General features: G+C 45.7%; 22 protein-coding genes. 15 read left to right on the forward strand and 7 right to left on the reverse strand.

Going from position 1 to position 24129, the window contains the following annotated elements; genetic code table 11:
- The first annotated feature begins 153 nt into the window (after positions 1-153).
- The 4 genes from MH144_RS20055 (at position 154) to MH144_RS20070 (ending at position 6152) form a co-directional block, all read left to right on the forward strand.
- Positions 154-1722, forward strand: a complete 1569-nt coding sequence (locus MH144_RS20055; protein ID WP_239303534.1) for a class I adenylate-forming enzyme family protein — start codon at positions 154-156, stop codon at positions 1720-1722.
- A 168-nt stretch (positions 1723-1890) separates the two neighbouring features.
- Entirely contained in the window at positions 1891-3921 is a 2031-nt protein-coding gene (locus MH144_RS20060; protein WP_239303536.1) for a YheC/YheD family protein, read from the forward strand.
- Positions 3922-4123: 202 nt separating this feature from the next.
- Positions 4124-4948, forward strand: coding sequence for an AraC family transcriptional regulator (locus tag MH144_RS20065; protein WP_239303538.1), 825 nt, complete (start codon positions 4124-4126; stop codon positions 4946-4948).
- A 154-nt stretch (positions 4949-5102) separates the two neighbouring features.
- Complete coding sequence (locus tag MH144_RS20070; RefSeq protein WP_239303540.1) at positions 5103-6152, forward strand: NAD(P)/FAD-dependent oxidoreductase; 1050 nt, start codon at positions 5103-5105, stop codon at positions 6150-6152.
- 146 nt (positions 6153-6298) lie between these two features.
- Here MH144_RS20070 and MH144_RS20075 read toward each other — a convergent pair whose 3' ends face one another.
- From MH144_RS20075 to MH144_RS20090, 4 genes are all read right to left on the reverse strand, one after another.
- The gene (locus tag MH144_RS20075; protein ID WP_127536506.1) at positions 6299-6595 is read right to left on the reverse strand and encodes a putative quinol monooxygenase; all 297 of its coding nucleotides are present in this window, start codon (positions 6593-6595) and stop codon (positions 6299-6301) included.
- A gap of 89 nt (positions 6596-6684) precedes the next feature.
- Positions 6685-7335, reverse strand: a complete 651-nt coding sequence (locus MH144_RS20080) for a nitroreductase family protein (RefSeq protein WP_239303542.1) — start codon at positions 7333-7335, stop codon at positions 6685-6687.
- A gap of 30 nt (positions 7336-7365) precedes the next feature.
- Positions 7366-7785: a MarR family winged helix-turn-helix transcriptional regulator gene (locus MH144_RS20085; protein WP_239303544.1), complete on the reverse strand. Its 420-nt coding sequence runs from the start codon at positions 7783-7785 to the stop codon at positions 7366-7368.
- A gap of 440 nt (positions 7786-8225) precedes the next feature.
- Positions 8226-8963: a hypothetical protein gene (locus MH144_RS20090; RefSeq protein ID WP_239303545.1), complete on the reverse strand. Its 738-nt coding sequence runs from the start codon at positions 8961-8963 to the stop codon at positions 8226-8228.
- A gap of 133 nt (positions 8964-9096) precedes the next feature.
- Here MH144_RS20090 and MH144_RS20095 point away from each other — a divergent pair, with 133 nt between their 5' ends.
- From MH144_RS20095 to MH144_RS20135, 9 genes are all read left to right on the forward strand, one after another.
- A complete protein-coding gene (locus MH144_RS20095) occupies positions 9097-9981 on the forward strand; it encodes a helix-turn-helix transcriptional regulator (protein ID WP_239303546.1) in 885 nt (294 codons plus the stop codon).
- 87 nt (positions 9982-10068) lie between these two features.
- Positions 10069-10590 (forward strand): TetR/AcrR family transcriptional regulator, encoded by a 522-nt coding sequence (locus MH144_RS20100; RefSeq protein ID WP_239303548.1) that lies wholly within the window; start codon positions 10069-10071, stop codon positions 10588-10590.
- A 119-nt stretch (positions 10591-10709) separates the two neighbouring features.
- Positions 10710-11663 carry an SDR family NAD(P)-dependent oxidoreductase gene (locus MH144_RS20105; protein ID WP_239303550.1) on the forward strand — a complete coding sequence of 318 codons (954 nt, stop codon included), beginning with the start codon at positions 10710-10712 and terminating at the stop codon, positions 11661-11663.
- A 397-nt stretch (positions 11664-12060) separates the two neighbouring features.
- On the forward strand, positions 12061-13488 hold the full coding sequence (locus tag MH144_RS20110) for a flavin-containing monooxygenase (RefSeq protein WP_239303552.1): 1428 nt from the start codon (positions 12061-12063) through the stop codon (positions 13486-13488).
- Between the two features lie 175 nt (positions 13489-13663).
- Entirely contained in the window at positions 13664-14104 is a 441-nt protein-coding gene (locus tag MH144_RS20115; RefSeq protein ID WP_239303554.1) for a hypothetical protein, read from the forward strand.
- A gap of 263 nt (positions 14105-14367) precedes the next feature.
- A complete protein-coding gene (locus MH144_RS20120) occupies positions 14368-15114 on the forward strand; it encodes a DeoR/GlpR family DNA-binding transcription regulator (protein WP_239303556.1) in 747 nt (248 codons plus the stop codon).
- A 2-nt stretch (positions 15115-15116) separates the two neighbouring features.
- Positions 15117-16028, forward strand: coding sequence for a 1-phosphofructokinase (pfkB, locus tag MH144_RS20125; protein ID WP_239303558.1), 912 nt, complete (start codon positions 15117-15119; stop codon positions 16026-16028).
- Between the two features lie 84 nt (positions 16029-16112).
- Entirely contained in the window at positions 16113-18080 is a 1968-nt protein-coding gene (locus tag MH144_RS20130; protein WP_239303560.1) for a PTS fructose transporter subunit IIABC, read from the forward strand.
- A gap of 161 nt (positions 18081-18241) precedes the next feature.
- A complete protein-coding gene (locus MH144_RS20135; protein ID WP_239303561.1) occupies positions 18242-19027 on the forward strand; it encodes a class I SAM-dependent methyltransferase in 786 nt (261 codons plus the stop codon).
- 117 nt (positions 19028-19144) lie between these two features.
- On the opposite strand, the gene MH144_RS20140 is transcribed toward MH144_RS20135, so the two are convergent.
- Positions 19145-20284: a zinc-dependent alcohol dehydrogenase gene (locus tag MH144_RS20140; RefSeq protein ID WP_239303563.1), complete on the reverse strand. Its 1140-nt coding sequence runs from the start codon at positions 20282-20284 to the stop codon at positions 19145-19147.
- A gap of 78 nt (positions 20285-20362) precedes the next feature.
- Entirely contained in the window at positions 20363-21526 is a 1164-nt protein-coding gene (locus tag MH144_RS20145) for an oxalate decarboxylase family bicupin (RefSeq protein WP_239303565.1), read from the reverse strand.
- Between the two features lie 296 nt (positions 21527-21822).
- On the opposite strand from MH144_RS20145, the gene MH144_RS20150 reads away from it, so the two are divergent.
- Complete coding sequence (locus MH144_RS20150; RefSeq protein ID WP_239303567.1) at positions 21823-22383, forward strand: nitroreductase family protein; 561 nt, start codon at positions 21823-21825, stop codon at positions 22381-22383.
- Positions 22384-22518: 135 nt separating this feature from the next.
- Positions 22519-23061 (forward strand): MarR family transcriptional regulator, encoded by a 543-nt coding sequence (locus MH144_RS20155; RefSeq protein ID WP_239303569.1) that lies wholly within the window; start codon positions 22519-22521, stop codon positions 23059-23061.
- A 63-nt stretch (positions 23062-23124) separates the two neighbouring features.
- On the opposite strand, the gene MH144_RS20160 is transcribed toward MH144_RS20155, so the two are convergent.
- Positions 23125-24006 (reverse strand): SDR family NAD(P)-dependent oxidoreductase, encoded by an 882-nt coding sequence (locus MH144_RS20160; protein ID WP_239303571.1) that lies wholly within the window; start codon positions 24004-24006, stop codon positions 23125-23127.
- Positions 24007-24129 lie beyond the last annotated feature (123 nt).

Genomic DNA, 24129 nt, shown 5'->3' on the forward strand with positions numbered 1-24129 from the left:
GGTTGCCGTTTTATTGATTAACGAGACTAGTGAGAGTTAGATATTATCAGGTAAGCTGATGAGATTCATTGAAAAGTGTTATGTTTAATATTTCCATTAGTGTGATATGATCCCCTTAATCCTAGTACTCATACCAGATTAAGGGGAGGTATCATGTTTCTATTTGAACGACTACCTGAGGCAGCACGATTGTTTTCTAATGCCCCTGCACTTAGGCGGCATGGACATTCTATCACATATGGTGAGCTGCATCATCTTGTTGAAAAACTTGGGCGTGCCTTCTATGCTAATGGTCTTCGGCCGGGAGATCGTCTTGCTTTTCTCGGGGATCCAGATCCTCAACTGGTTGTTTCCCTTTATGCAGCCGTTGAAGTGGGTGCGATACCAACAGCGATTTCACCATTACTAAGTGTCCCAGAGATTGCAGCCATTCTTGAAGACGCTGAACCCAAATTCCTAGTTCATGATAATTCTTCGGCTGATGCAGCATATTCCGCTGTAAAACCTCTCTCGAGACCTCCAATCCTTTATTCTACTGAAGAAAGTTCAGTTTCTAGTTCGATGACAGCTATTTTACATCAGGATCTAGCACCTATTCCTGCTGAGACCATTGACCATCAATTGGATGATATCGCTGTATTGATTTATACAGGAGGAACAACAGGCAGACCCAAAGGAGTAATGCATTCACATCGTGGTATGTCTGCTTGGAACCAGTTTACACCCAGTAATGGTTTTGGATATGACAAAGATCGCCGAGTGTTGGTACTTAATCTTTCACACCTTGTTGGCCAATTCCAACTATGGGCGACGATGGCTGCTGGAGGCTGTCTGGTCTTTCTTGATGAGTATCCGGCTAATATCCAGCATATCGTTGAGACAGTGGATCGCGAACAAATCTCACATCTAAGCACGGTCGGGCAATTGCTGCGTGACTTGACCAATGAGGTAATCGCTACGGGTAGGGATTTACCAAGTCTTAAAGTCATTGGGTGTGGCGGATCAGTCATATCACCAGAGACTCTTAAGAAAGCGGTCGAACATTTCACAGAGGCATTGATCGTCAACAACTACTCCCAAGCAGAATGTGGTATGGCAATTAGTCGACTACTACCTGTACATCATATGGATAATCTAATGGTTCTACGATCAGTAGGCCGTCCTAACGACCTAACTGCTCAAGGAGAAAAAGCTTTTCAGGTACGGATCGTTACTCAAGATGGACAAGATGCAGCAGAAAATGAGTCTGGCGAAATTGTAGTTCGTGGAGCCCAAACGATGTTGGGGTATTGGCGTCAACCAGAGACCACAAATGAAATTAAAAGAAATGGATGGATTCACACCGGGGATGTTGGTTGTCTTGATGGTGAGGGATATCTGTATGTATTAGATCGTCTTAAGGATATGGTCATCATCAACGGTTCCAATGTGTTCTGCCCTGAAGTGGAACAAGTATTAGTAGGTCATGCACAGGTTAAGGACGTGGCGGTTATCGGAATCCCTCTCCCCAGTGAAGGGGAGGAACTTGTAGCTTGCATTGTTCTACGTGACGGGGCGAGTCTGAAGATGGAACAATTGTGGGAGTTTTGTAAACTTAGGCTAGCACAACATAAATGGCCAACAAAGATCTACATTCTCGATTCTCTGCCTCGAACTGCTGTGGATAAAGTAGACAAAAAAAGTTTGCGCATACAGTTGTCCTTATTGCGAAAATTTAATTGAAAAACAGAGGCAAACAGCAACACCATCTAGAAGAGGAAGCTACTTCTGATATATAAAAGTTTAGGGCGGGCATTCACCAACGTGGATGCTCGCCCTTTCTATGTTCAGAATATGTTCAACTCTGCCCTGTATAATCGACGTTAGAATTTTTCGATATGAGGTGGTTCGTTGTTAATCGGTGTATATCGCAAAAACGACCCTCTGCATACGTTGCCCGAGAGACGCATTAGCGAGCTTGTTGCAGAGGGATGGAGGCAGGGCGTGGACGTATTTTTCTTTGACGCCAGCAGTATTGATATGGAGCAGGAAAGCATCAAAGGCAAATTTCAGATAGGAGATTCCTGGATGGAGAAAAGGGTGCCCCTGCCGGATGTTATCTTGAACGAAGCACCTGATCCGGTTGAGCGTAGACCTGAGAGCGAGAATTGGCTGCGCCGCAGAGTTCCCTTTACGACATTTCTGATCCATGGCAAGTACGAGATTCAGCAGAAACTGGAGACTCATTTCCAAGAACATATGGTGCCAACCGAGAGGCTGCTTGATCTGAACGGACTGCTGGCATTTTTGGATAAACATCATGAGGTTATAGTCAAGCCCGATCAAGGCTGTAGAGGTAATTCCATTTTTACTGTGAAGAAAGATGATCAGAATTACATATGCCGTCAGCATGCTACAGAGCGTCAGCTGGACTATTCTGCTCTGGAGAAGCATCTGCAGGATGTTCTGGCACAAGGTCCATGTATTATGCAGCCGTATGTTCCTTCAATTAATGAAATGCAGGAGGTCGTGGACTTCCGAGTACATATTCAGCGTAATGGTACAGGAGGGTTGGTGCCAACCAAGGTGTACCCTAGAATTGGGGCTCCGAATTCCGTCATTAGCAATCTAAGCAAAGGCGGCCGTACCGCGGATGCGAGAAATGTATTGCAACAGTTGCTCTCAGATGACACAGATCTGAAGATCCGAGAAATGGAACGGCTGTCGATTCGTATGGCAGAGGAAATCAATCGTTCGTATTCCTTTCTGATTGATGAGCTAGGCATGGATTTTATCGTGACACTCGATGGCAAGTTATTGTTTTTGGAAGCCAATATAAGTCCTCAAACGAGGTTTCATGAACGAGAGCGCGCTGCAAATGCGATTGCATATGCACAATATGTGGCCAGAGCAGGTCGCATGGTGCCAAGTCCCGTTGTCGCCATGCTGACCGCTGACCCAGCAGACAAACCGCTCGCAGCTGCCTGCGCTTATGCGGCGAAGTGGAATGATGCTGAGTTCTATTATTTTGGCCCAACAGACGTGCATGCGGAATGGCGGTTTATTAAAGGATACGTCTACCAGAATGAAGAGTGGGAAGCAAGGTACTGTCCTTTTCCGAATGTGGTCTATGACCGACTGAAGGAGCGTGGGAATGCGGATTTTGGTAACGTCTACGCTGCCTTGAGACATGTACCTTTCACGGATGAACGAAAAGGAGGTTCCTTCAGCAAGAAAAACATATATGAAATGATACAAATGGATCCAGAGTTATCGGATCATCTTATCCCTTATCAAGCAGTGAAACACAGCGACGAGGTTTTGGCTTTTATAGACATGCATGGTACCTCTGTCATCAAGCCCTCTCTGGGCTCGTTTGGCGAGGACATACTCATTGTTCAGCGGGAAAGGGGTGGTTACGCTGTTAAGGATCAGCAGCATATCCGCCTAATGAGTGAGAAGGAATTTACCGAATTGATCACGATGATCGCAGCGAAGAACAGTCACCTTATTCAAACGTTTATTCGAAGTGAAACTCAGAATGGACTGCCTTTCCATATAAGGCTTCATCTTGTTCGTAATGGAGAAGGAGAATGGTCATTCATATCCGCATTTCCCTTTTTGTCCACACAAAGTGACCATAAGGTCGTCAACCATCCGGGATCTCTGCGTGCGTTTACTACCTGGGACTGGCTCTCTAGGCATGAGTATCCCGATAGGCAAGAAGCGATGTTTGCCACACTTCAACGGCTCGCATTGAGAATGGCAGATTATGTTGCCGCCAATATATCGGAACGAATTTGTGAGTTAGGGATTGATGTCGGAATCGACCCGTTGTGCAAAGTATGGTTATTTGAAGTGAATATGAACAAAATTGGATCAACACATAGAGAGTTTGAAGTTGCGCAGAGCATGATCCCATTTGCCCTTTCTTTGCAATGAATCTTCAATTTGAATCCCAATTAAATACATACCCCGCAAGCGTAAGAGGCATTCTAACCAAATTACGTTAAGGCTATCTTTTGTCTTTTGGACTAGAGATGGCTTTTTGCTTTTGAATCTCAACCATAACATAGGAATTCACCACTTTTTCGAATCTCGTGATAGAATATACCTTTGAAATTGCAGAAAGAGGTCAATTGCCATGATGGACATAGATGAAATAGCCGAAATGTTTGCAAGAGAGTCATTTGAAATACAAAGCGTGAATCGTTTGGTTTTGCAGCCCCAAAGTATACTGCGTGAATTCAGAACCATGCACCATGGGTTCCTTTTTGTTATTCGTGGAGAAGCCAGAATGGAGGTGGATGGTATGGTATACGACTTAAAACCCGGAACGGTATTTCATGCAGCTCCTGGCATGCAGTTGGACTCCCGGATCATTGGTCAATCTGAGCTCGAATATTATACGCTCTTTTATCGTTTCGACAGAATGATAGGGGACTACGGTTACCAGGCATATACCTCACATTTCAAAATGGAAGCTGGTGCAGATCCGAGGGTTGTTGAGTTGTTAATGCTGCTGCAGGAACATGCGTATGCACAAGATGGGATTGGAAAGCTCCGGGTGAAGGAATTGTTTCTGGGGATTATGGTTCAGATTCTGACAGGATACCGGCAGCGGGAACATGCAGATTCACCGGGTGAGCAGGTGATTAGGGAAGCTGTATCCTATATTCATGGACATTACATGAACCCTCTGACGTTGAATGAGTTAGCAGCCTTACATGCAATGAGTTCCAAACGGTTTTCTTATTATTTTTACAAATATACAGGACTTCGCCCAATTGACTATGTCATTCAATACCGTATGGAAAGGGCCAGAGAACTGCTGCAGACAGGAAATTATCTTATCCGTGATGTAGCGACCAGTGTTGGTTATACCAACCCGCTCTATTTCAGCAGAGTCTTTAAGAATAAGTTTGGCGTATCTCCCTCGGCTTTTACCCCCAATTGGAATAAAGGCTAATTCAATAATAATCCATATCCAATTCGTGATTTGTGCATTCGCATTTTCAAGCGTCCTTGCTATAGTATGTATTGATAATGAGAATCATTATTATATTGGTATTAATAAAACTCTTATTTAAAATACTCTTATACTGAAATGGGGCGCTAGTAGAATGACCGATCATGAACTGTTTGATGTAACGATTATTGGCGGTGGACCTGCGGGATTATTTTCTGCTTTTTATAGCGGTTTGCGTGAGATGAAGACCAAAATTATTGAATTCCAGTCTTATCTGGGCGGGAAGGTACATGTGTATCCAGAGAAGATGATCTGGGATGTAGGTGGATTGGAACCCCTTCCCGGTGCACAGTTGATCAAGCAGATGGTGAAGCAAGGGCTAACGTTCCAGCCAGAGGTGGTTCTTGGGGAGAAGGTCACGTCCATCACCAAGGATGAACGAGGCTACTTCGTACTGCACACGGCGTCGCAGGAGCTGCACTATTCCAAAACTGTGATTTTGGCAATTGGAGGAGGGATCCTGAAGCCGATTAAACTGGAGATTGAAGGTGCGGAACGATTCGAGGTTACGAACTTGCACTATACAGTCAAATCGCTGGCACGGTTTAAGGACAAAACGGTTCTCATCTCAGGCGGGGGAAATGCTGCAATCGATTGGGCAAACGAACTCGCCCTCATTGCCAAACAAGTGTATCTAACCTATCGGAAAGATACGCTGAAAGGCCATGAAGCTGAAATATCCCGGCTTGAGAGAAGTGCTGTTGAATGTCTGCTGAACACAACGATCGAGAAATTGGTGGCCACGGATGACCATCAAAAGATTGAAACCGTGGTGCTGAAACGAAATGAGAACGGAGCATCGCTTGAACTGGCCGTGGATGAAGTCATAATTAATTATGGTTACGAACGTGATAAGGAATTGCTCGTGAATAGTCACATTAAGATTGATCTGAAGGATCATTGGATCGCCGGAACTTCAAACAGTGAAACATCCGTACCAGGCATTTATGCAGCAGGGGATATTTTGCACCATGAAGGTAAGCTTCATTTGATTGCAGGAGCGTTCCAGGACGCAGCTAATGCTGTCAACAAAGCGAAACTGTATGTAGCGCCAGATGCCAATACGCAGGGGATGGTTTCCTCTCACAATGAATTGTTCACGCAGAAAAACCGTGAGTTAATGAAGTATTTGTATACCAAATAGTAAGTCGAGGGATAAATATAGTAGCTCTGATAGCTTCTACAAGAAAAAAGCCGTTCCTAAAGTCAAATGACTTTGGGACGGCTTCTTGTTGTTTATTAGGCCACAATGGAGCTTATAATCTCCATTAACGACCCCGAAATCTTATCTTAGTGTTTAACTGCTTCGCCAGCAAATACTTCCACGTTCATCGGTGCAGCCATGAATGCTGCAGCTTGTTGAACAAATCCTTGGAAATGAGCGCTTGCGTTGTGAGCAGCTGTAGCCGCTTCGTCTTTCCACAATTCGATCATGGTATACTGATGTTCTTGCTCAGTGCTTTTGTTCAGAACATAGCTGATGTTGCCTTCTTCATTGCGAGTTGCTGCAACGAGTTCTTTGGCTGCTGCCAGGAATGCTTGCTCTTGATCCGGTTTAATGGACAGGTGTGCGTGAATGATAATCATGTGTGTTTACCTCCGTAATGTATATGAATGGTTTGATTGTTGCCAAAAGTTAATGGTGAGACAGTTCAATGAAAATTGTGATACGTCAATTATGCCCAAGTTGTAATCGTATCAACTGGCAGACGGTAGGATGGATGACCCTCTTTGGCTGATTTACCCATGGAGATCAGCATCACTGGTTGATAGCGTTCTTTGTCCATACCGAACGCTTCAGCGATTTGATCTTTTTCATAACCGCCAATAGGGTTTGTATCATAACCGTGCGCACGGGCTACTAGCATTAATTGCATGGAAACCAGACCTGCATCAATCAGGTTGACATCGCGAAGAGCGGATTGCGGCATAACATTATAATAAGGCATTACTTTGCCCAGCTGCATATCTTTAACTTCTTGTGGCATATAACCAAGCTCTACCGCTTTACTGAAAATTTCTTCCATGTATTCGATGTTGTTCATGTCAACAAATACACCAATGACTGCAGAAGAAGTCAACACCTGATTCTGATTGAATCTGGCAAGAGGAGCAAGCTTCTCTTTACCTTCAGCTGTGTCCACAACCAGGAAGCGCCAAGGCTGCAGGTTGATGGAGGATGGGGCACGTGAAGCTTCAGCCAGAATCTCGGTCATCTCTTCACGGCTGATTTTTACCTCTGGATCATAAAGTTTAACGGAACGACGGCCGTAAGTGATTTCGTTAAAATCGTTTGTTTTTTGAAATGTACTTTGAAAGGTACTCATTCAGTGGATCTCTCCTCTATATATAAGGTATCAAAAATTGTGCTGCATGCGTTCCAGATAACTCGCAAGGTCCTGGATTTCATCTTCATTGAAATCATGTAGTATCTGATGAATGAAATTTTTCTTCTCTACTTTGTAACCCTCAATATGTTTCCGGCCATCATCGGTCAGACGAACAAAGGTGACCCGGTTATCTTCCGGATTTTTACGTCTGCTCACCATGCCGTCAGCTTCGAGCTGCTTCAAGTGGCGGGTGATGGCGGCACTGTCGATATTGATGATTTTTTGCAGCATCGATTGGTTAATCTCGTCGACCTGGTCCAACTCATACAAAATCTCAAAGCGAGATGAACTGATTCCTGTGCACCGCTCGAACTTCGGGCTGATTTTGTTGCCAAGTGCATTAAGCAGATTGATAATCTGCTCTTCTTTTGAAACGATACGTGTCATGACTAGACCTCCCGGGTGAATCTGGACATGAACAACGGCTTATGTTCACACAATCCGATTGTGGCCTTTTTACGATGCCAATATTGATAAAAAATAATGGATGCCTCAACAATTGATATGTCAATCATTGATCGCTCAATTAATATATCATGCCTCTTTTTATTTTGCAACCCAAAACAATATGAAAAAATATGCACATCAATTCAATTCCTTCGTAATCATGCTATGCAGTAGGATGTCCTGTTATAGACAGAAATATTGAGATTATATTGTAAATGAGAATGGTTATCAACTATAATAGGTGAAGAACTTGAGTTAAATTCATGTTTCAAACAGCGAGATATGGAAGCATATCCCGGCTGTACAGAAGGGCAATATTTATTTTTATGGGTGAACGTCATGCTCAATAATCAGAAGTAGAATACAGCCAGATTTAACATTCATTCTCTGCCGACATGAGGAATCAGTGAACTCACTGTCTTGTATCGCATGGTACGGATCTGCTTCAGCTGGTTCATATTATCATCGAAGCTGATTTGGGCAGCCTGGGCCAGACCTTGGGCAAAATCCTTTTTATACATAAAGGGAGCCTCGGGGTACAGCGCAATAATATGCAGCTGATTCCATAGCGGATAGTCCGGGTGGTGAAGCCACACTTCTTCTGTCTCCAGCGCATAGAAGCTGTGGCACCATTTTCGTTCACTCAAAATGAAGTTCATCGCAGGCCCATTACGCTGGATCATAATTTTGCGGAATGCATCCAGTTGATCCAACTGAACATCGACATGCTCCACAACCTGCAGCGGCTTAAGCCAGCGTCTGCGGGTTTGTTGCGTCTGAATGGGATAGTTGCTGTTAGGTGTGCTAATGAGCAGTTCCTGTCGCACAGGGATAGCTTCCGGAAAGGGCTGCTGCTGATTCAGTTCTTGCATGAAGGCTGCTGCCTGATCCTTATTCGTGAGCTCAATAACGTGCAACATATTCCAGGATGGAAAATCACCATGTTTCTCGGTCGTAAACTTATGAGTGTAAATGTTATAAGCATTGATGGATATGCCTATCTTGAGCTCATAAGCAGGAATGATATGAGTACGCAGGTGATTGTGATAATCGTGGAGCTTAGGTTTCGGGATATGATAACTGAGTGCAATGTAATAGATATGGTCGTGTGATTTCATGTGTGAATGCTCCTTATAGTGTGGAAGTCAATAAAGTGCTTGTTATTGGATACGGATAGTTACAGATTACACGTATGCATACAACCTTGCTGCCTCAATCGGGAGCATGAATATCTGAATTAGGAGGAAGTACATGTCAACATTTTATCTGCCAGAGCAGGTTGGAAAAGGAATGTATCAGTCGATGACCCTCGGATCGTACGCCACCTGGTCCTTCTGCGACATGACTCCCTGCAGGGATATCATCGTGGACGAGCAGGATGAAACGAGAGGATTGGTGCTTGCATTCAACTTGTCAGGGCAGCAGCAGTGGAGGAATCGCGATACGGGGCGTCGTCATGTGTTTCTTGAAAACAGTTTTGGAGTGTTTGACGCCGGACCTTTTGCTGCGTCTAATGTGTTTGAGAAGGGGCAGCGGGTTGTGCAAATGGGACTACATATCCATCCCGGCCGGTACGATCCCCTGCTGGAGGCGATACGTAAGACAGGTGCCATCAGCAAATTCAATGATCTATCTCCACATGCGGGAATGGATATGCCTACTTTGGCTCGTCACGTGATTCAAGAGATGTTGGAGTGCAAATATATGGACGAGATTCGTGAGTATTATCTGGAAGGCAAGCTGACAGAGCTGCTTGCCATTGTGGCAGGAGAACTAACGGGAAGAGACCAGACTGCTCTCCAAACTGTTAAGCTCAGTGAAACGGATCGTGCAGGACTCGCGACAGTCAAACGTATACTGGATGAAAATTATGCCGAATCTCCTACAATTCCGGATCTGGTGCGACCCGCCATGATGAATGAACACAAGTTGAAGCGTGCGTTCAAGCAGCAGTTCGGAATTTCCATTCATGCCTACATCATTCAAAAGCGAATGGAGAAAGCGTATGAGCTGCTTCATAGCGGCAAGGTCAATGTTACCGAGGCAGCCCAGCGGGTTGGCTACGTCAACAGCAGTTATTTTATCAGCCGATTCCGTCAGATGTATGGCTATAACCCAGGCATACTCAAAAAGTAGAATGAGCTATATTTTACAAAGACAGATGTTATCCTATATACTTCAAGCTATTGATCAATTAATTACTACAGTTAGAGGTGAAACGACATGGCCAAAGATACAACAGCTTCAGTTAATCGACGGAACGATATTATCTCAGCGGCAATTGATGTATTTGCAGAAATCGGATATTACCGTGCAACGACAGCGCAAGTGGCTGAGAGGGCACAAATTTCGCAACCGTATATTTTCCGCTTTTTCAAGACGAAAGAAGCCCTGCTCCTGTCTGCACTGGAAGTATCATGGACGCGAGTCATTGATTCATTTCGACAGGTTGTGGAGACAGCAGCATCCGATCAACTGGAGCGCGAATTGATTGAAGCATACGAGCAGATTCTGGAATCGCACCAAAGTGAAATCCTGCTTCAGATGCAAGCTCAGACCATTCAGGAAGATGTGATTCGTCAGGCGATGCAGAAAGGCTTTAGTGAAGTGAGAACGATGGTCTTGAATGCTTTTACCCATGCCGGCATTGCCGAAGCGAAGCAAAGAACGTTGGTTTTCCTGGCCATCGGCATGTTATGCAATGTCTCGATAGCACTGGATATGCCTGAGCTCAAAGAGAGATAGGAAGGGTAAATGCCCTTTTTCAAAACAAGTTATTGATCAATCACTAAATATGCGTTATATTGTGTTCAGGAGTTGTGAGTAATTGATCAATAACTAAATGGGTGAGAGGATGTATGGAGATGAAAAAGGCGATTGTTATTGGTGCAACGGGCGGAACAGGCTCAGCCATAACACAGGAATTGATTAAGCGGGGGATTGCAACGATCGCCTATGGACGTTCACGGCACAAATTGGAACAGCTTGCTGCAGAGCTGGGTTTCCCAGATCATCTTCAGCTCGCTGTGGGCGATGCATTTAACTCGGATGAAATAGTTGCTGCTTCCCAGAATACGGATGTGATGTTCCACTGTGCCAACGTACCTTACCATGAGATGGAGAGCAGACTCCTACCACTGGGTGAATCCGTTATGAAGGCAGCTGAACAGCTTGGTTTGAAAGTCGTGGTCATTGATGGGATCTATCCTTACGGGAGAAGGCAAATGAACGAAGTAACAGAAGAACATCCGAAGCAGCCACATACTCGAAAAGGAAAAACAAGACTCGCCTACGAGCAGATGTTATTCAGCAGCAGATGGTCCAGAGCCCAAGTCATGATTGTACGTTTGCCTGATTATTATGGTCCGACAGCGAATGAAGCCTCTTATCTGGGATCAACACTTGAATCCATTGCCAATGGGAAAATGGCTTTTTTCATCGGCAATATGAAAATACCACGGGAATACATCTATCTGCCTGACGCAGCTGTTATGATAGTGGAGCTGGCAAGCAGGGAGAACACATACAATCAGAACTGGAATATACCCGGAGCTGGCATTATTGCAGGCAAAGAGATAGTTAGGATCGCACAGAGAGCGGCGGGTATGACGAAACCAGTAATGGCACTCGGGAAAATAGGACTGTCCCTGATTGGGCTAGGGGTGCCGGTCATGAAGGAAGTCGTAGAGATGCTATATCTAACCAAGGAGCCTCTCGTATTAAGCAGGCAGAAGTATGAACACAATGTTGGTCCTGTGAAGGCAACGCCATTCGCAGAAGGGATTGCTGAAACGATTGCACAGCTTCAGAAAAAGTGAATATATTTTTTTAATAATTAGTAATTGATTGATCACTAACATCAAAAAAATGATTACTGCTTATGAATAATAGACAGATCCGGAAGCAATAACCCGGGTCTTTTTTTATATTTCCATGCCATGGTCATGAACGATATCATCTAATTTTTCAGTTACGGACAACGTTTTTTCAGGTGTATTTCGTAATGGTCAACAAGCATGTTAGCTATTTTTAGATTGGATGACAATAAAGCTACCATCATATTCAAAAAAGCAAAGGGAACCCATATACTAACGCTAATATTAATGTCGTAGATGCAGGGATAGCACTGGAAAAACAAGTTGAATATGACATCAAATTAACGTTTGGCTAAGAGTGAATCAGATCGATTAGTGTACCTTGAAGGGGTTGAGGATCATGAGCCTGGAAGCTTTGAATCAACGAGTAAAAGAAGATCTCGCATATCTGGCCTATGGCGGCGCGAACTGGGTGCGTTCCACGGAACATACTGATGGTCATGTATATGACGTGATTATAGTGGGAGGAGGACAGAGTGGCCTGGGAGCTGCTTTTGGCCTGCTGCGTGAGCGGATTTCTAACATTTTGGTTATTGACGAAAATAAAGCTGGACTGGAGGGGCCCTGGGAAACATACGCCCGTATGACGACCCTGCGTACTCCTAAACATCTGACTTCCATTGATTTGGGCATTCCATCCCTTACCTTTCGTTCCTGGTGGGAAGCTCAGTTTGGATTGGAAGGCTGGGAAACGGTGGACAAGATTCCACGTGGGGATTGGATGAATTATTTGCGGTGGTATCGGGACGTGCTGAATCTGCCTGTAATCAATGAAGTAAAACTAAAATTGATCGAACCCGCATCTGAGGGGCTTCACCGACTTCATGTGGAGGGCTCCGGTGTTAATTGCGGCACATTGCTGGCGCGAAAGGTCGTACTGGCTACCGGCATACAGGGAGGGGGAGAATGGCACGTACCTCCCATGATTGCAGAACGACTGCCGAGAGAACTTTATGCTCATACTTCCGAGGCTATTGATTTTGAGCGATTGCGCGGCAAAAGAATTGCCGTGTTAGGGGGAGGGGCTTCCGCTTTTGATAATGCGAGTTTTGCGCTTGCTGCAGGAGCTGCTGAAGCACATGTGTTTGTGCGGCGAGAGCAACTTCCCAGTGTCAATCCCATACGCCAGATGGAGCAATCCGGGATGATTGAGCGCTTTCATGCATTACGGGAAGCTGATAAATATGCGGTAATTTCGCATTTCTTTCAATACAATCAACCACCAACTAATGATACCTTCAACCGGGCAGCAGCCTGGCCGGGTTTTGAACTGCATTTGAATTCACCCTGGCTCGGTGTGGAGGCAAACGAGGATGGAGCTGTAGTGACAACAGCCAAGGGGAAATTTGCTTTTGATTTTCTGGTGATTAGTACAGGGCTGCTAAGTGATCCCGCATTGCGGCCTGAACTCAAATTGGTGGAAGACCATATTGCTCGTTGGGGGGATTGTTATGAAGCGCCGGCTGAGCAGCGCAATGAGCTGGTGGATGCACATCCCTTCCTTACTTCCGGATTTGCCATGACGAGCCGAAGTGAAGCAGGCGAGTCACAGCTGCACGGGCTATTTGTTTTCAATTACTCTGCACTTGCAAGCTGTGGTCTGTCCGCTTCTGCCATCTCGGGTACCAAAAGCGCAGTTCCCAAACTGGTGTCAGCCATAGCCGACCAATTGTTTTTGGATGATCGGGAGTCAATCTTACAGCAATTTTTTGATTACGATGAGCGGGAGTTCACAGCATCTTGGGTAAAAAGCAGCGTGCCCAGCTGAACCAACCATCTCCAAACCATATTACAAACCGTACAGTGAGTTTCTGCTGTGCGGTTTGTTTATTTTATAGGAGAACTTACACTCTGCGTGGTTTTGTTGTAAAATGTCGGATGGAACATGTAAAGGCAGGTGTAAGTTGATGAAAGAAATGACCTACGAACAGTTTAGAGCCCATTTGAAAAAAGCTTCACGGAAATGGGGTGTACCCATAATCAAGATTGTTGCTTTTCAGGAGAAATACATGAAGATTGAAGATATTCAGTTCTTCGATGTCGAGCAAAATTATATGAGTGTACAGGCTTGTAATACACTTTGGATGAACCTGGAGAACAAGTCTTTTCGAAATATGGTGTCTCATCCTCTGCAGTTTTATAGGGATATGGAGGATCTGGGAAGACAATCGCTTGAGAATATGATTAAGGAATTATATGATACGGCGGTTCCACTCTGGTTGGATTATGACCCCAATGATTATTACACATCGGAACAGCTCGCTGAGATTCTGGCTACCGATGAGCTGAAGCTGATTGAACAGCTCGAAATGGGGCGCTTCAAGGGTGCTTTTATAAATGAAGAAGGAAAATGGCTTAAACCCAAACCGGGAATAAACCAGTAGTGCCTGTGATGATCCTGCATGCGATGAACGGCTGCAGGATTTTTTGATGTAAATAGGCATGGGATAGACCAGGCAAGACACAGGGACACAGATATAGGATTTTAGTATTGGATGATTGTGAACGTTTTGGTTAATATTATGGGAGATAATGGAGTGCAAAAGTCGAAAGATGCAAGTTTTTGAAGGTTTATAAATTATTTTGAATGAAAATGATTGTTTTTTGCGGAATTTATGTTACTATAGAAGCAGTTGGAGGAATGAAGATGCTGACGGAAGAACGATATGCTGCAATTATAGAGCGCTTACATCAACAAGGGATAGTTAAATTACAGGAACTTGTCGACGTTCTTGGTGCTTCTGAATCAACAATAAGACGCGATTTAATTGACTTGGAGAGCCGTCAGATGCTGAAACGCATCCATGGCGGGGCAGCGCTGATGAATGAGAAGACGCTCGAACCAGGCATGGAAGAGAAAACATCCAAAAACATCCAACAAAAAGTGACGATTGCTCGTTTGGCTGCTCAGGAGATCGAAAATGGCGATTGTATCTATCTGGATGCAGGTACGACGACGCTGGCCATGATTCCTTATATTGAGGCCAAGGACGTAACGGTTGTGACCAATGGTTTATCCCATGTGGAAGCACTGGTTAGCAAGCGGATTCGAAGTTATTTGCTCGGTGGCATGATGAAAATCCATACCAAAGCCGTCATCGGGAGTATTGCATTACAAAATATGGACAACTTCCGTTTTGATAAATGTTTCCTTGGAACCAACGGGGTGGATGCCGAGATGGGGTATACGACTCCTGATCCGGAGGAAGCCTTGATTAAGAGACGGGCGCATCAATTGTCCGGAAAATCGTATGTGCTGGCAGATGCCAGCAAGATCGGTGAAATTACGTTTGCCAAGTTGTTTGAGCTGGAGGAGGCAGATCTGATTACCGAGCAGATGCCAGCGCACTGGCGGGCCGTAATTGAGCAGAAAACTAAAATAATTGAGGGATAACAATGATATATACGATAACACTTAATCCTTCCATTGATTACATCGTGGAAGTGGATGACCTGAAGCTCGGCGGATTGAATCGCATGAATCGGGATTTGAAGCTTCCAGGTGGTAAAGGCATCAATGTATCACGTGTGCTGAATCAGCTGGGAGCAGGTAACACGGCAATTGGATTCCTTGGTGGATTCACAGGGCGTTTCATTAATGACAAATTGCAGGCGGATCAGATACAGACCGATTTTGTTACCATTGCGGATGATACGCGGATCAATATCAAGTTGAAGCATGGAGACGAGACGGAAATTAACGGTCTTGGCCCAGCCATTCGTGAAGAAGAAGCAGAACAACTGCTGCAGAAATTATCCTCGCTGCAAACGGGAGATATCGTCGTTCTATCGGGTAGCGTTCCGCCATCCCTAGGAAGTGATTTTTATGATCGCCTCATTCAGGTCTGCAAGCAGACAGGTGCAGAGTTCGTCATTGATACCACTGGCCCGGCGTTAATGGAAGCTCTTGTGCATAAACCTTTGCTGGTGAAGCCGAATCATCATGAGCTGGCTGAACTTTTCGGGGTAAATATCGAAACTCGGGAAGAGCTGGTCTTGTACGGTCGCAAACTTCTGGAAGCAGGGGCCAAGCAAGTATTAATCTCCATGGCCGGAGATGGAGCCCTCTTAATTACCGGATCGGATGTATACCATGCGAGTGTGCCAAAAGGAATTGTGAAAAATTCGGTTGGGGCTGGTGATTCCATGATCGGAGGATTTGTAGGCACCTATGTAATGAATGGGGACATCCTTGAGGCATTTCGTACAGGTGTCGCTTCAGGAAGTGCCACTGCTTTCTCAGATGACCTCGCTACACGTGAATTCATTGAAGAGCTTCGAGGCGAGGTTACCATTACCAAGTTGTAGATCGACATTTCAGAGCAAGCCAAATGTAATTTATAATTCGGCCTGACAAGTGCAGGCCGACTGAACTCAAGGGGAGTGTAACAGATGAGAATAACAGACCTGATGATCCAGGAAACGATGATCATGGACCTGCAAGCCACAACCAAAGATGAAGCAATTGATGAACTCATTGCAAGTCTGAACAAAAGTGGACGCATTAATGATCCAGTTCTGTTTAAGGAAATGATTTATAAAAGGGAAGCAGAGTCCAGCACAGGAATTGGTGGCGGTATTGCAATGCCCCATGCGAAGACATCTGCAGTGAATGAACCAACGGTAGTATTTGCAAAAAGCAGAAATGGATTGGATTTTGCAGCGCTGGATGATGAGCCAGCTCATATCTTTTTCATGATTGCTGCTCCTGAAGGTGCAGGTAATACTCATCTTCGCACACTCGCTGCTCTTTCCAGGTTGCTGATTGATAGCGATTTCATTGCTCAACTGATGAGTACAAATACGCCTGCAGAAGTAAGTGCATTATTTGATGCGAAGCAGGAGGAAGCAGCGAAGAAAGAAGCTGCCAAGGAGAAAGCGAAAGCCGAAAAGGCTGCAAAAGCTGCTAGCGAAGCGAGTTCTGCGCCTCAGCAAACTCCTGGCGTCATTGTAGGTAATGAAAATTCTGAAGATTTCGTCGTAGCTGTTACAGCATGTCCGACGGGAATTGCTCATACCTTTATGGCTGAGGATGCACTTAAGAAGAAAGCTCAGGAAATGGGCATTAATATCCGCGTAGAAACCAATGGTTCCGAGGGAGCCCAGAACGTTTTGACCGCAGATGAGATTGCCCGTGCCAAAGGGGTTATCGTCGCGGCAGACAAAAATGTGGAGATGGCCCGGTTTGACGGCAAACCGGTACTGCAAAGACCGGTAAGCGACGGAATTCGCAAGTCCGAAGAGCTGATTCGCAAAGCGGTGAATGGAGATGCTCCGATCTATCGCAGCCAAGGCGGTAGCAATGTGAAGGAAGACGGAGCTAGTGCGAGTAAAATGAGCGTAGGAAGCAAGATCTATAAAGATCTGATGAACGGAATTTCACACATGCTTCCGTTTGTCGTGGGTGGAGGAATCCTCCTTGCGATTTCGTTCCTGATCGAACAGCTTGCGGGCGAGGATAATCCCCTCTTCCAGCTGCTGCAGACGATTGGCGGCGGAACGGGTGCGTTCCACTTCCTGATTCCGGTGCTGGCCGGATTTATCGCAATGAGTATTGGTGACCGTCCAGCCCTGATGCCGGGTATGGTTGGTGGATTGATGGCCGTGAACTCCAATGCTGGTTTCCTTGGCGGACTTGCTGCCGGTTTCCTCGCTGGTTATGTTGTAATCGGTTTGCGTAAGCTGTTCAAAGGTTTGCCAAAAGCCATTGATGGCTTGAAACCCATTCTGCTGTATCCTGTATTTGGATTGCTCATTGTTGGCGCAATCAGTTACTATGTTTTCGATCCGATCTTTGGCTCGCTTAACACGTGGCTTGTAGATGCACTTGGAAATATCGGAACAGGGAATGCTGTATTGCTTGGCTTGCTGCTTGGCGGCATGATGTCCATTGATATGGGTGGACCGTTCAACAAAGCAGCGTATACATTTGCAATTGGTGTATTCACATCAAGCGGCAACACGGACGGTGCCTGGATGGCTGCCGTAATGGCAGGCGGGATGGTTCCACCTCTGGCTATCGCTCTGGCTTCCACGTTCTTCAAGTCCAAATTCACGGAACAAGAACGAAAATCCGGCTTAACGAACTATGTACTCGGATTATCCTTCATTACCGAAGGTGCCATTCCATTCGCTGCGGCTGATCCATTGCGTGTTCTGACATCCTGTATCATTGGTTCGGCCGTTGCAGGTGGACTGACACAGCTCTGGAGCATTAACGTACCGGCTCCGCACGGAGGGATTTTCGTAGCAGCACTGGCTAACCATGCTCTGTTGTTCCTGCTCGCCGTTGCGATTGGTGCAGTCATCTCGGGACTGATATTGGGATTGTGGAAAAAGTCACCAACGGTTGTAAAATAAACATGGTTTTATCGTAACCAGACAAGGCATTTCCTGAGTGGCTTCATTCAGGGAATGCTTTTTATTTTCGCTTAGCCCTGATCTGTGCTAAAATAGTTACAATAATTTAATTTTTGAAACGATGTTTCATCTATCGGAACATTAGGCAAGGAGGAAGTAGAATGACTCATGACGCAATGAAAGGACAAGTGCAGCAGCAATTCGGCAAAAATGCCGAGAAGTATGTGACCAGTCCCCTGCATGCCAAGGGCAAGGATCTGGATGTGCTGGTGGCTTCATCTGGGGCAAGTCCTGATATGCATGTACTTGATATAGCAACAGGAGGAGGGCATGTTGCGTGTGCACTGGCCCCTCTTGTTAAGCAGGTAATCGCTTTGGATTTAACAGAGGAGATGCTCCAGGTAGCTGAACGCTTTATACGGGAGAGCGGTCATCAGAACGTGAATTTTGTACCGGGAGATGCGGAGCATTTACCCTTCGAAGATGATGTCTTCGATATCGTCACCTGCCGGATCGCCGCGCACCATTTCCCCGATGTTTTGTCTTTTCTAACGGAGGCGTTCCGGGTAACGAAACCAGGCGGAAGACTGCTGCTGATAGACAACGTGGCACCGGAGCGTGATGAATATGATCAATTCTACAATGAAGTAGAGAAGCGCCGCGATCCCAGTCATGTTCGTGCATGGCGCAAGTCGGAGTGGATTCGAATGATGGAAGTGGCGGAATACCGCGTGGAGGCGATGGTTTCCTTCGAGAAAACCTTCCTCTTTGAAGATTGGTGCAAGCGTGCCGGACTGCCGGAAGCGGATGGACGAGAACTTGAAGCAAGCATGCTCTGTGCACCTTCGGTTATTAAAAAGTTCTTCCGGTTTGAAGAGGTATTGCCGAATAAGCTGTTAAGCTTCGGGGGAGAGAGTGTACTCATTCAGGCTTCAAAAGTGAGATAGCTCAAGAGAGATAGAATGGTACCATTTATCATCCGGTCTGGCATATGAATAACAACACAAAAGGCAGATGACCTGTACAAGGGCATCTGCCTTTTTGGTTTTGCTCATTCCTCTATATTAAGGCTTCAGCACAACTTTGGTGCATTCGTCTTCATGATCGTTGAAGATCCGATACGCCTCACTGGCATTTTCCAGCGCAATGCGATGGGAGACAATCTCGGTCGGATCGAATTCACCTGCTGTAATCTTGCGGAACAATTCCGGCATATAGTGGATGACAGGAGCCTGTCCCATTTTAAGATTAACGTTACGTTCAAACATACTGCCCAGCGGGAACATGTTGTAAGACGAGCCGTATACACCTGTAAGCTGCAATGTGCCAAATTTGCGAACGGCTTTCATACCAATTTCAATGGCACTCAGGGCACCTCCATGGAGTTTCAGCTTCTGTCCGATTTCCTCCAAAGTGGATTTCTTGCCGTCCATGCCGACACAGTCGATCACCACGTCGGTACCTCCGCCCGTGATCTCGCGGATATGTGCACCCATATCATCATAATTCTCAAAATTAAAGGTTTCCACATCGTTCATGCGCTTGGCTTTGTCAAGACGATACGGAAGGCGGTCAACAGCGATAACTCGCTTCGCGCCTTTCATCCAGGCGAACTTCTGGGTCATCAGGCCAATGGGCCCACTGCCCAGTACGGTTACCGTATCTCCGGGTTTAACACCGGCATTTTCGACACTCCAGTACGCGGTAGGAAGAACATCGGATAGAAACAGCAAGGCTTCGTCTTCCAATTCACAGGATTCCGGAATGACAAACGGCATGAAATTACCGTACGGCACGCGCAGGAATTCTGCCTGGCCACCGGGGTGATTGCCGTACCGTTCCGTAAACCCGAAATAACCACCGGTGTGAATATCCGGGTTACCATTGGAATTGTCACATTGGCTTTCCATGTCGTGGTTACAATAGAAGCATTCGCCACAAGAAATGTTAAAAGGCAAGACCACACGGTCCCCCTTTTTTACGCGTGTCACTTCAGGACCGACTTCCTCCACGATCCCCATCGGTTCATGTCCGATAACATAATCCTTTTCAGCTGGTAATGCTCCCTGATAAATATGAAGATCTGATCCACATATGGCTGTAGAAGTAATACGAACGATAATGTCATCCTTTTGTTGCAGTCTTGGATCTTCAACCTGCTTCACCTGAATATCCTTGGTCCCTTGAAAAGTAACGGCTCTCATCTTCATATTCCTCCTATCGTATAGTAGTTCTCTGAGAATTACCCCGTTTGGGACCATTTGATAGAGATACATATGAAATTAGACCACTGGCCATTTCACTTTGCGCAGGGCATCAAGCAGCTCCGTTGGAGCATTCAGATTGTCGCGGACAAGCTCACGAGGTGTCAGTGCCATCCATTGGTTCAATGAGATATCTTCGAAACGATCACTTCGGAAGATCTCCAAAAACCATAGGGTATCACTGCCCGTATTTTGAACATAGTGTCCCATAGCTACAGGAACATACCCTACATCTCCGGCTCTGTAATTGAATGTGCGTGCCGTACCGTTGCCTCCAAACACCGTCATTCTTCCTTGTCCCGTGAGGTAATACTGCCATTCATCCGCATTCGGATGCCAGTGTAATTCACGCATGCCCCCAGGCTTAATCTCGACCAGTGCAGCGGCAACGGTTGTGGAGATCGGGAAGTTGGTGGAATCCACGATGCGTACACTTCCTCCGGGCGTTATAAGCGGTTCCTGAGCCAGCAAGCGATGTTTGAAAGAAAAGGGGACTGTACCATAGGGTGAAGGAATCTCCTGACTGGCGAGTGAACCTGGAACCTGATCCTGAAAAATATAGACCTGATCTGTCGGCCGGGACTGGAATGCAGATTCTGGCACCCCAAAATTGACAGACAACACCTCTGCTGGGGTGTGCGCGAACCAGTCGGAAATGGATAACGTGTTAAGATCGGAGAAGGAACCGTCATCAAAAACAAGCAAAAATTCACAGCCCTCTTCCAGTCCCTGAATGGAATGGGGCAGACCTTTGGGAAAGAACCACAGATCTCCAGGTCCGACATCAGCGATAAAATTCCGCCCCTCCTGATCCACGGATGTGATTCTTGCCGTTCCCCAGATCATATAAGCCCATTCGGATTGCTGGTGCCAGTGGAGTTCCCGTACACCGCCTGGAGTCAAACTCATGTTGACCCCCGCCAGTGTCGTGGCAATGGGCAGATCGCGTACTGTAATCTCACGTGACCATCCACCATGGTTTAACTGCATATGTGTATCGGAAAAGGACATCTTCAGATTGGGCAGCAGCCCTGCATCTGTTGCTGGAGGAACCAGCATATCCGGATTTTCAAGGTCTCTCATGACATCACGTGGACCCAAATCAGGCCCGCCTGCCCCGTCTCTTCGGATCGGTTGTGGAACAATGATTGGTTTACCGTTATGTTGTGATTCTTTTGTCATTCGTTTATCACCCTCCAGTACAGATCATGCTGATGCAGACCTGGTCGTCATTGATACATTTATGAAGCAGGGCCTGGATATTATGAAAGACAGGGGGATCGGCGGGAGCAATGGCTTGTCTGTGCCGCAGACGCTTAAGACCAGGACGGTGATGAAGACGTTTTTGTCATTTGCTCGGTTTTGGTTTGGAACAGAAGGATTGACGTACATCGAATTTCATAGTACCCTGTTATTGTTTCGTATGAAACAAAATTAGCAAGCGGTATACATACTTATTCAGAAATGAGGAAGTTCATATGACAATAGCCGATACGATTCGCTCTCGACGAAGTATCCGCAGCTTTAATGCACAACCGGTGTCCACGGACTTAATTGTTGAATTGCTTAATGATGCGGTCTGGGCACCTAATCATGGCATGCGAGAACCATGGCGTTTTATTCTCGCGGAGCGTGCAGAAGCCAAAGAACATGTGGCCGGCCTGATGCTGGAATCGGTGCAAAACATGAAATTGATGAAGTTGATGCCCGGCAAACTGCAGCAGGCGCTGAAAAATAAGTTCAGCCGTATGCCTGCGCACCTTATTGTGGTAATGAAAAATGAAAAGGATCACCATAAGCAGGAAGAAGACTATGCGGCTGTAAGCTGCGTTATTCAGAATTTTCAACTACTTGCCTGGGAACAGGGCCTAGGTATGATTTGGTCGACGATGGAATACATTCATTCCCCCATTTTTTGTGAGGGTTTGAGCGTAAAGACAGATGAGCGAGTCGTCGGTGTGTTGCATATGGGGTACTTCGACAAAACACCGAAACCCAAGTTGCGCACATCTGCCGAACAAAAGCTCACCCTGCTGTAATCCCTGAACAGGAGTTTGATATATCGCATCCATTCTGATTATATTGTTTCAATTGAAACAAAATTCGGTGTATAATAGTTGTTATTCAAGCCTAGCTTGCATAATAGACCGAGACAAGAAAAGGTTGGGGGAACTATGGATCAGGAACAGACGGATCTGCGTTACATTTATGGGTTGTTTATTAAGCTTTTGCATCAAAAAGAACAAAAGGATGACCAGGAAAATCTATTTTTCATGAATATTATTCGCAAGACTCTGTCGTCAGACGCAGCTATGAACATGACGGATGTGCATGTGATTGCGTGTATTGGGGAACACGAACCCATTAATTTGACTTCCATAGCAGAACGGATGGAGCTCAGCAAGGGAAACACCTCCAAAGTGGCCCACAAACTGCTGAAGCAAGGATGGCTTCGAAAAACACAGTTAAATGACAACAAAAAGGAGATTTATTTCCGGTTAACCTCACCAGGCAAAAAGCTGTTTCACGTTCATGCCGATCTGCACGAAAAGATTGAGAATCAATTCCTCCGTTTTCTGGGGGAATATAACAAAATGGAGCTTGAATTCTTAAAGAGATTTGTGCTGGATTTGACACGTTTCTATGAGCAGTTGGATACTCGAAGTTTAATGGATGGCCTGGAGGAAGAGAGCGATCTGACAGGGAACAAAACTTGAATAGAGAGGACCCCGTGGCGACACGGGGAGAATGTTGCTTGCTAAGTAAAGTATTTCGAGTTGTTAATCGCTTTTTTGATTTCCACTTCCTGTAGGTACTGATAATAGAAACTCTTGCTCATATATTTCATGGACTCTCTTCAAAATGAAGGGGCCTTGATCTTTAAAACGGAGTTCAGTCGCTTTGTTTTTAATCAAGAACGTGCCTGATTTGTGAGTGGTCTGTGAAAATGCAGCATTATACAGTAACGAAGCACCGTGACTGGGAGGAGGAAAGAACAGTTTCATGACGGGCTTGATATAAAAGGGCAAACCGGATCTTTTGCTGCCGCGTAAAGTATTGTTTCCGCCAGGGTCTACACTCAGAAGACGAATACCGTCTGACTTAGCAGCATCAGCTACCTCGCGTGTCCATAAGGAGAGGCCAAGCTTCGAGGTGGCATATGGACCAAACAGCTTTTTGAATTCAGTTGGACGTTCCAGAATGTCCAGGTTGAACTGGCGGACCATACTGAATGCACTCGTTGAAGTATTAACAACGGTCTTGAAGGTGCTTCTGCGTATAAGATCATATAACTCCATATAAATGATATATGGAACGATGGTTTGAAGTTCGAAGTGCATTTCATGCCCTTGGTCAGAAAAAAGGAGCTCGGCCGCACTGCCCCCTGCGTTATTAAAGAGGACATCAATCGTATCCAATTGGAGTTTAATCTGATCGAGGGCGATTCTCAGACTTTCGTAGTTGGTCAGGTTAGCTTGAACCAAATGAAGCTGACCTGAACGTAATGCACGTTGAATATCGCCTTGCTCTGCCGGAAAAGGTGAACGGTTAAGGCCAACGACCTGCCATCCTTCGGCCAATAACGAGCGGGTCAGTTCGAGGCCAATTCCTGAACTTGATCCCGTAATCAGCGCGGTGCGTAGTTGGTTTGGTTTATTCATAGTTACCTCCAGTATGTTGGGAATGACAGAACGAATCTGTATGCTGCGCTCATTCTATAATTTGGAGTCGACTCCAAGTCAAGCGGTTGGATCGAATGAATTTTGAACGACCATGTTGATTGG

Origin of the sequence: Paenibacillus sp. ACRRY, from assembly GCF_022346995.1 — a bacterium.
Classification (GTDB): Bacteria; Bacillota; Bacilli; order Paenibacillales; family Paenibacillaceae; genus Paenibacillus.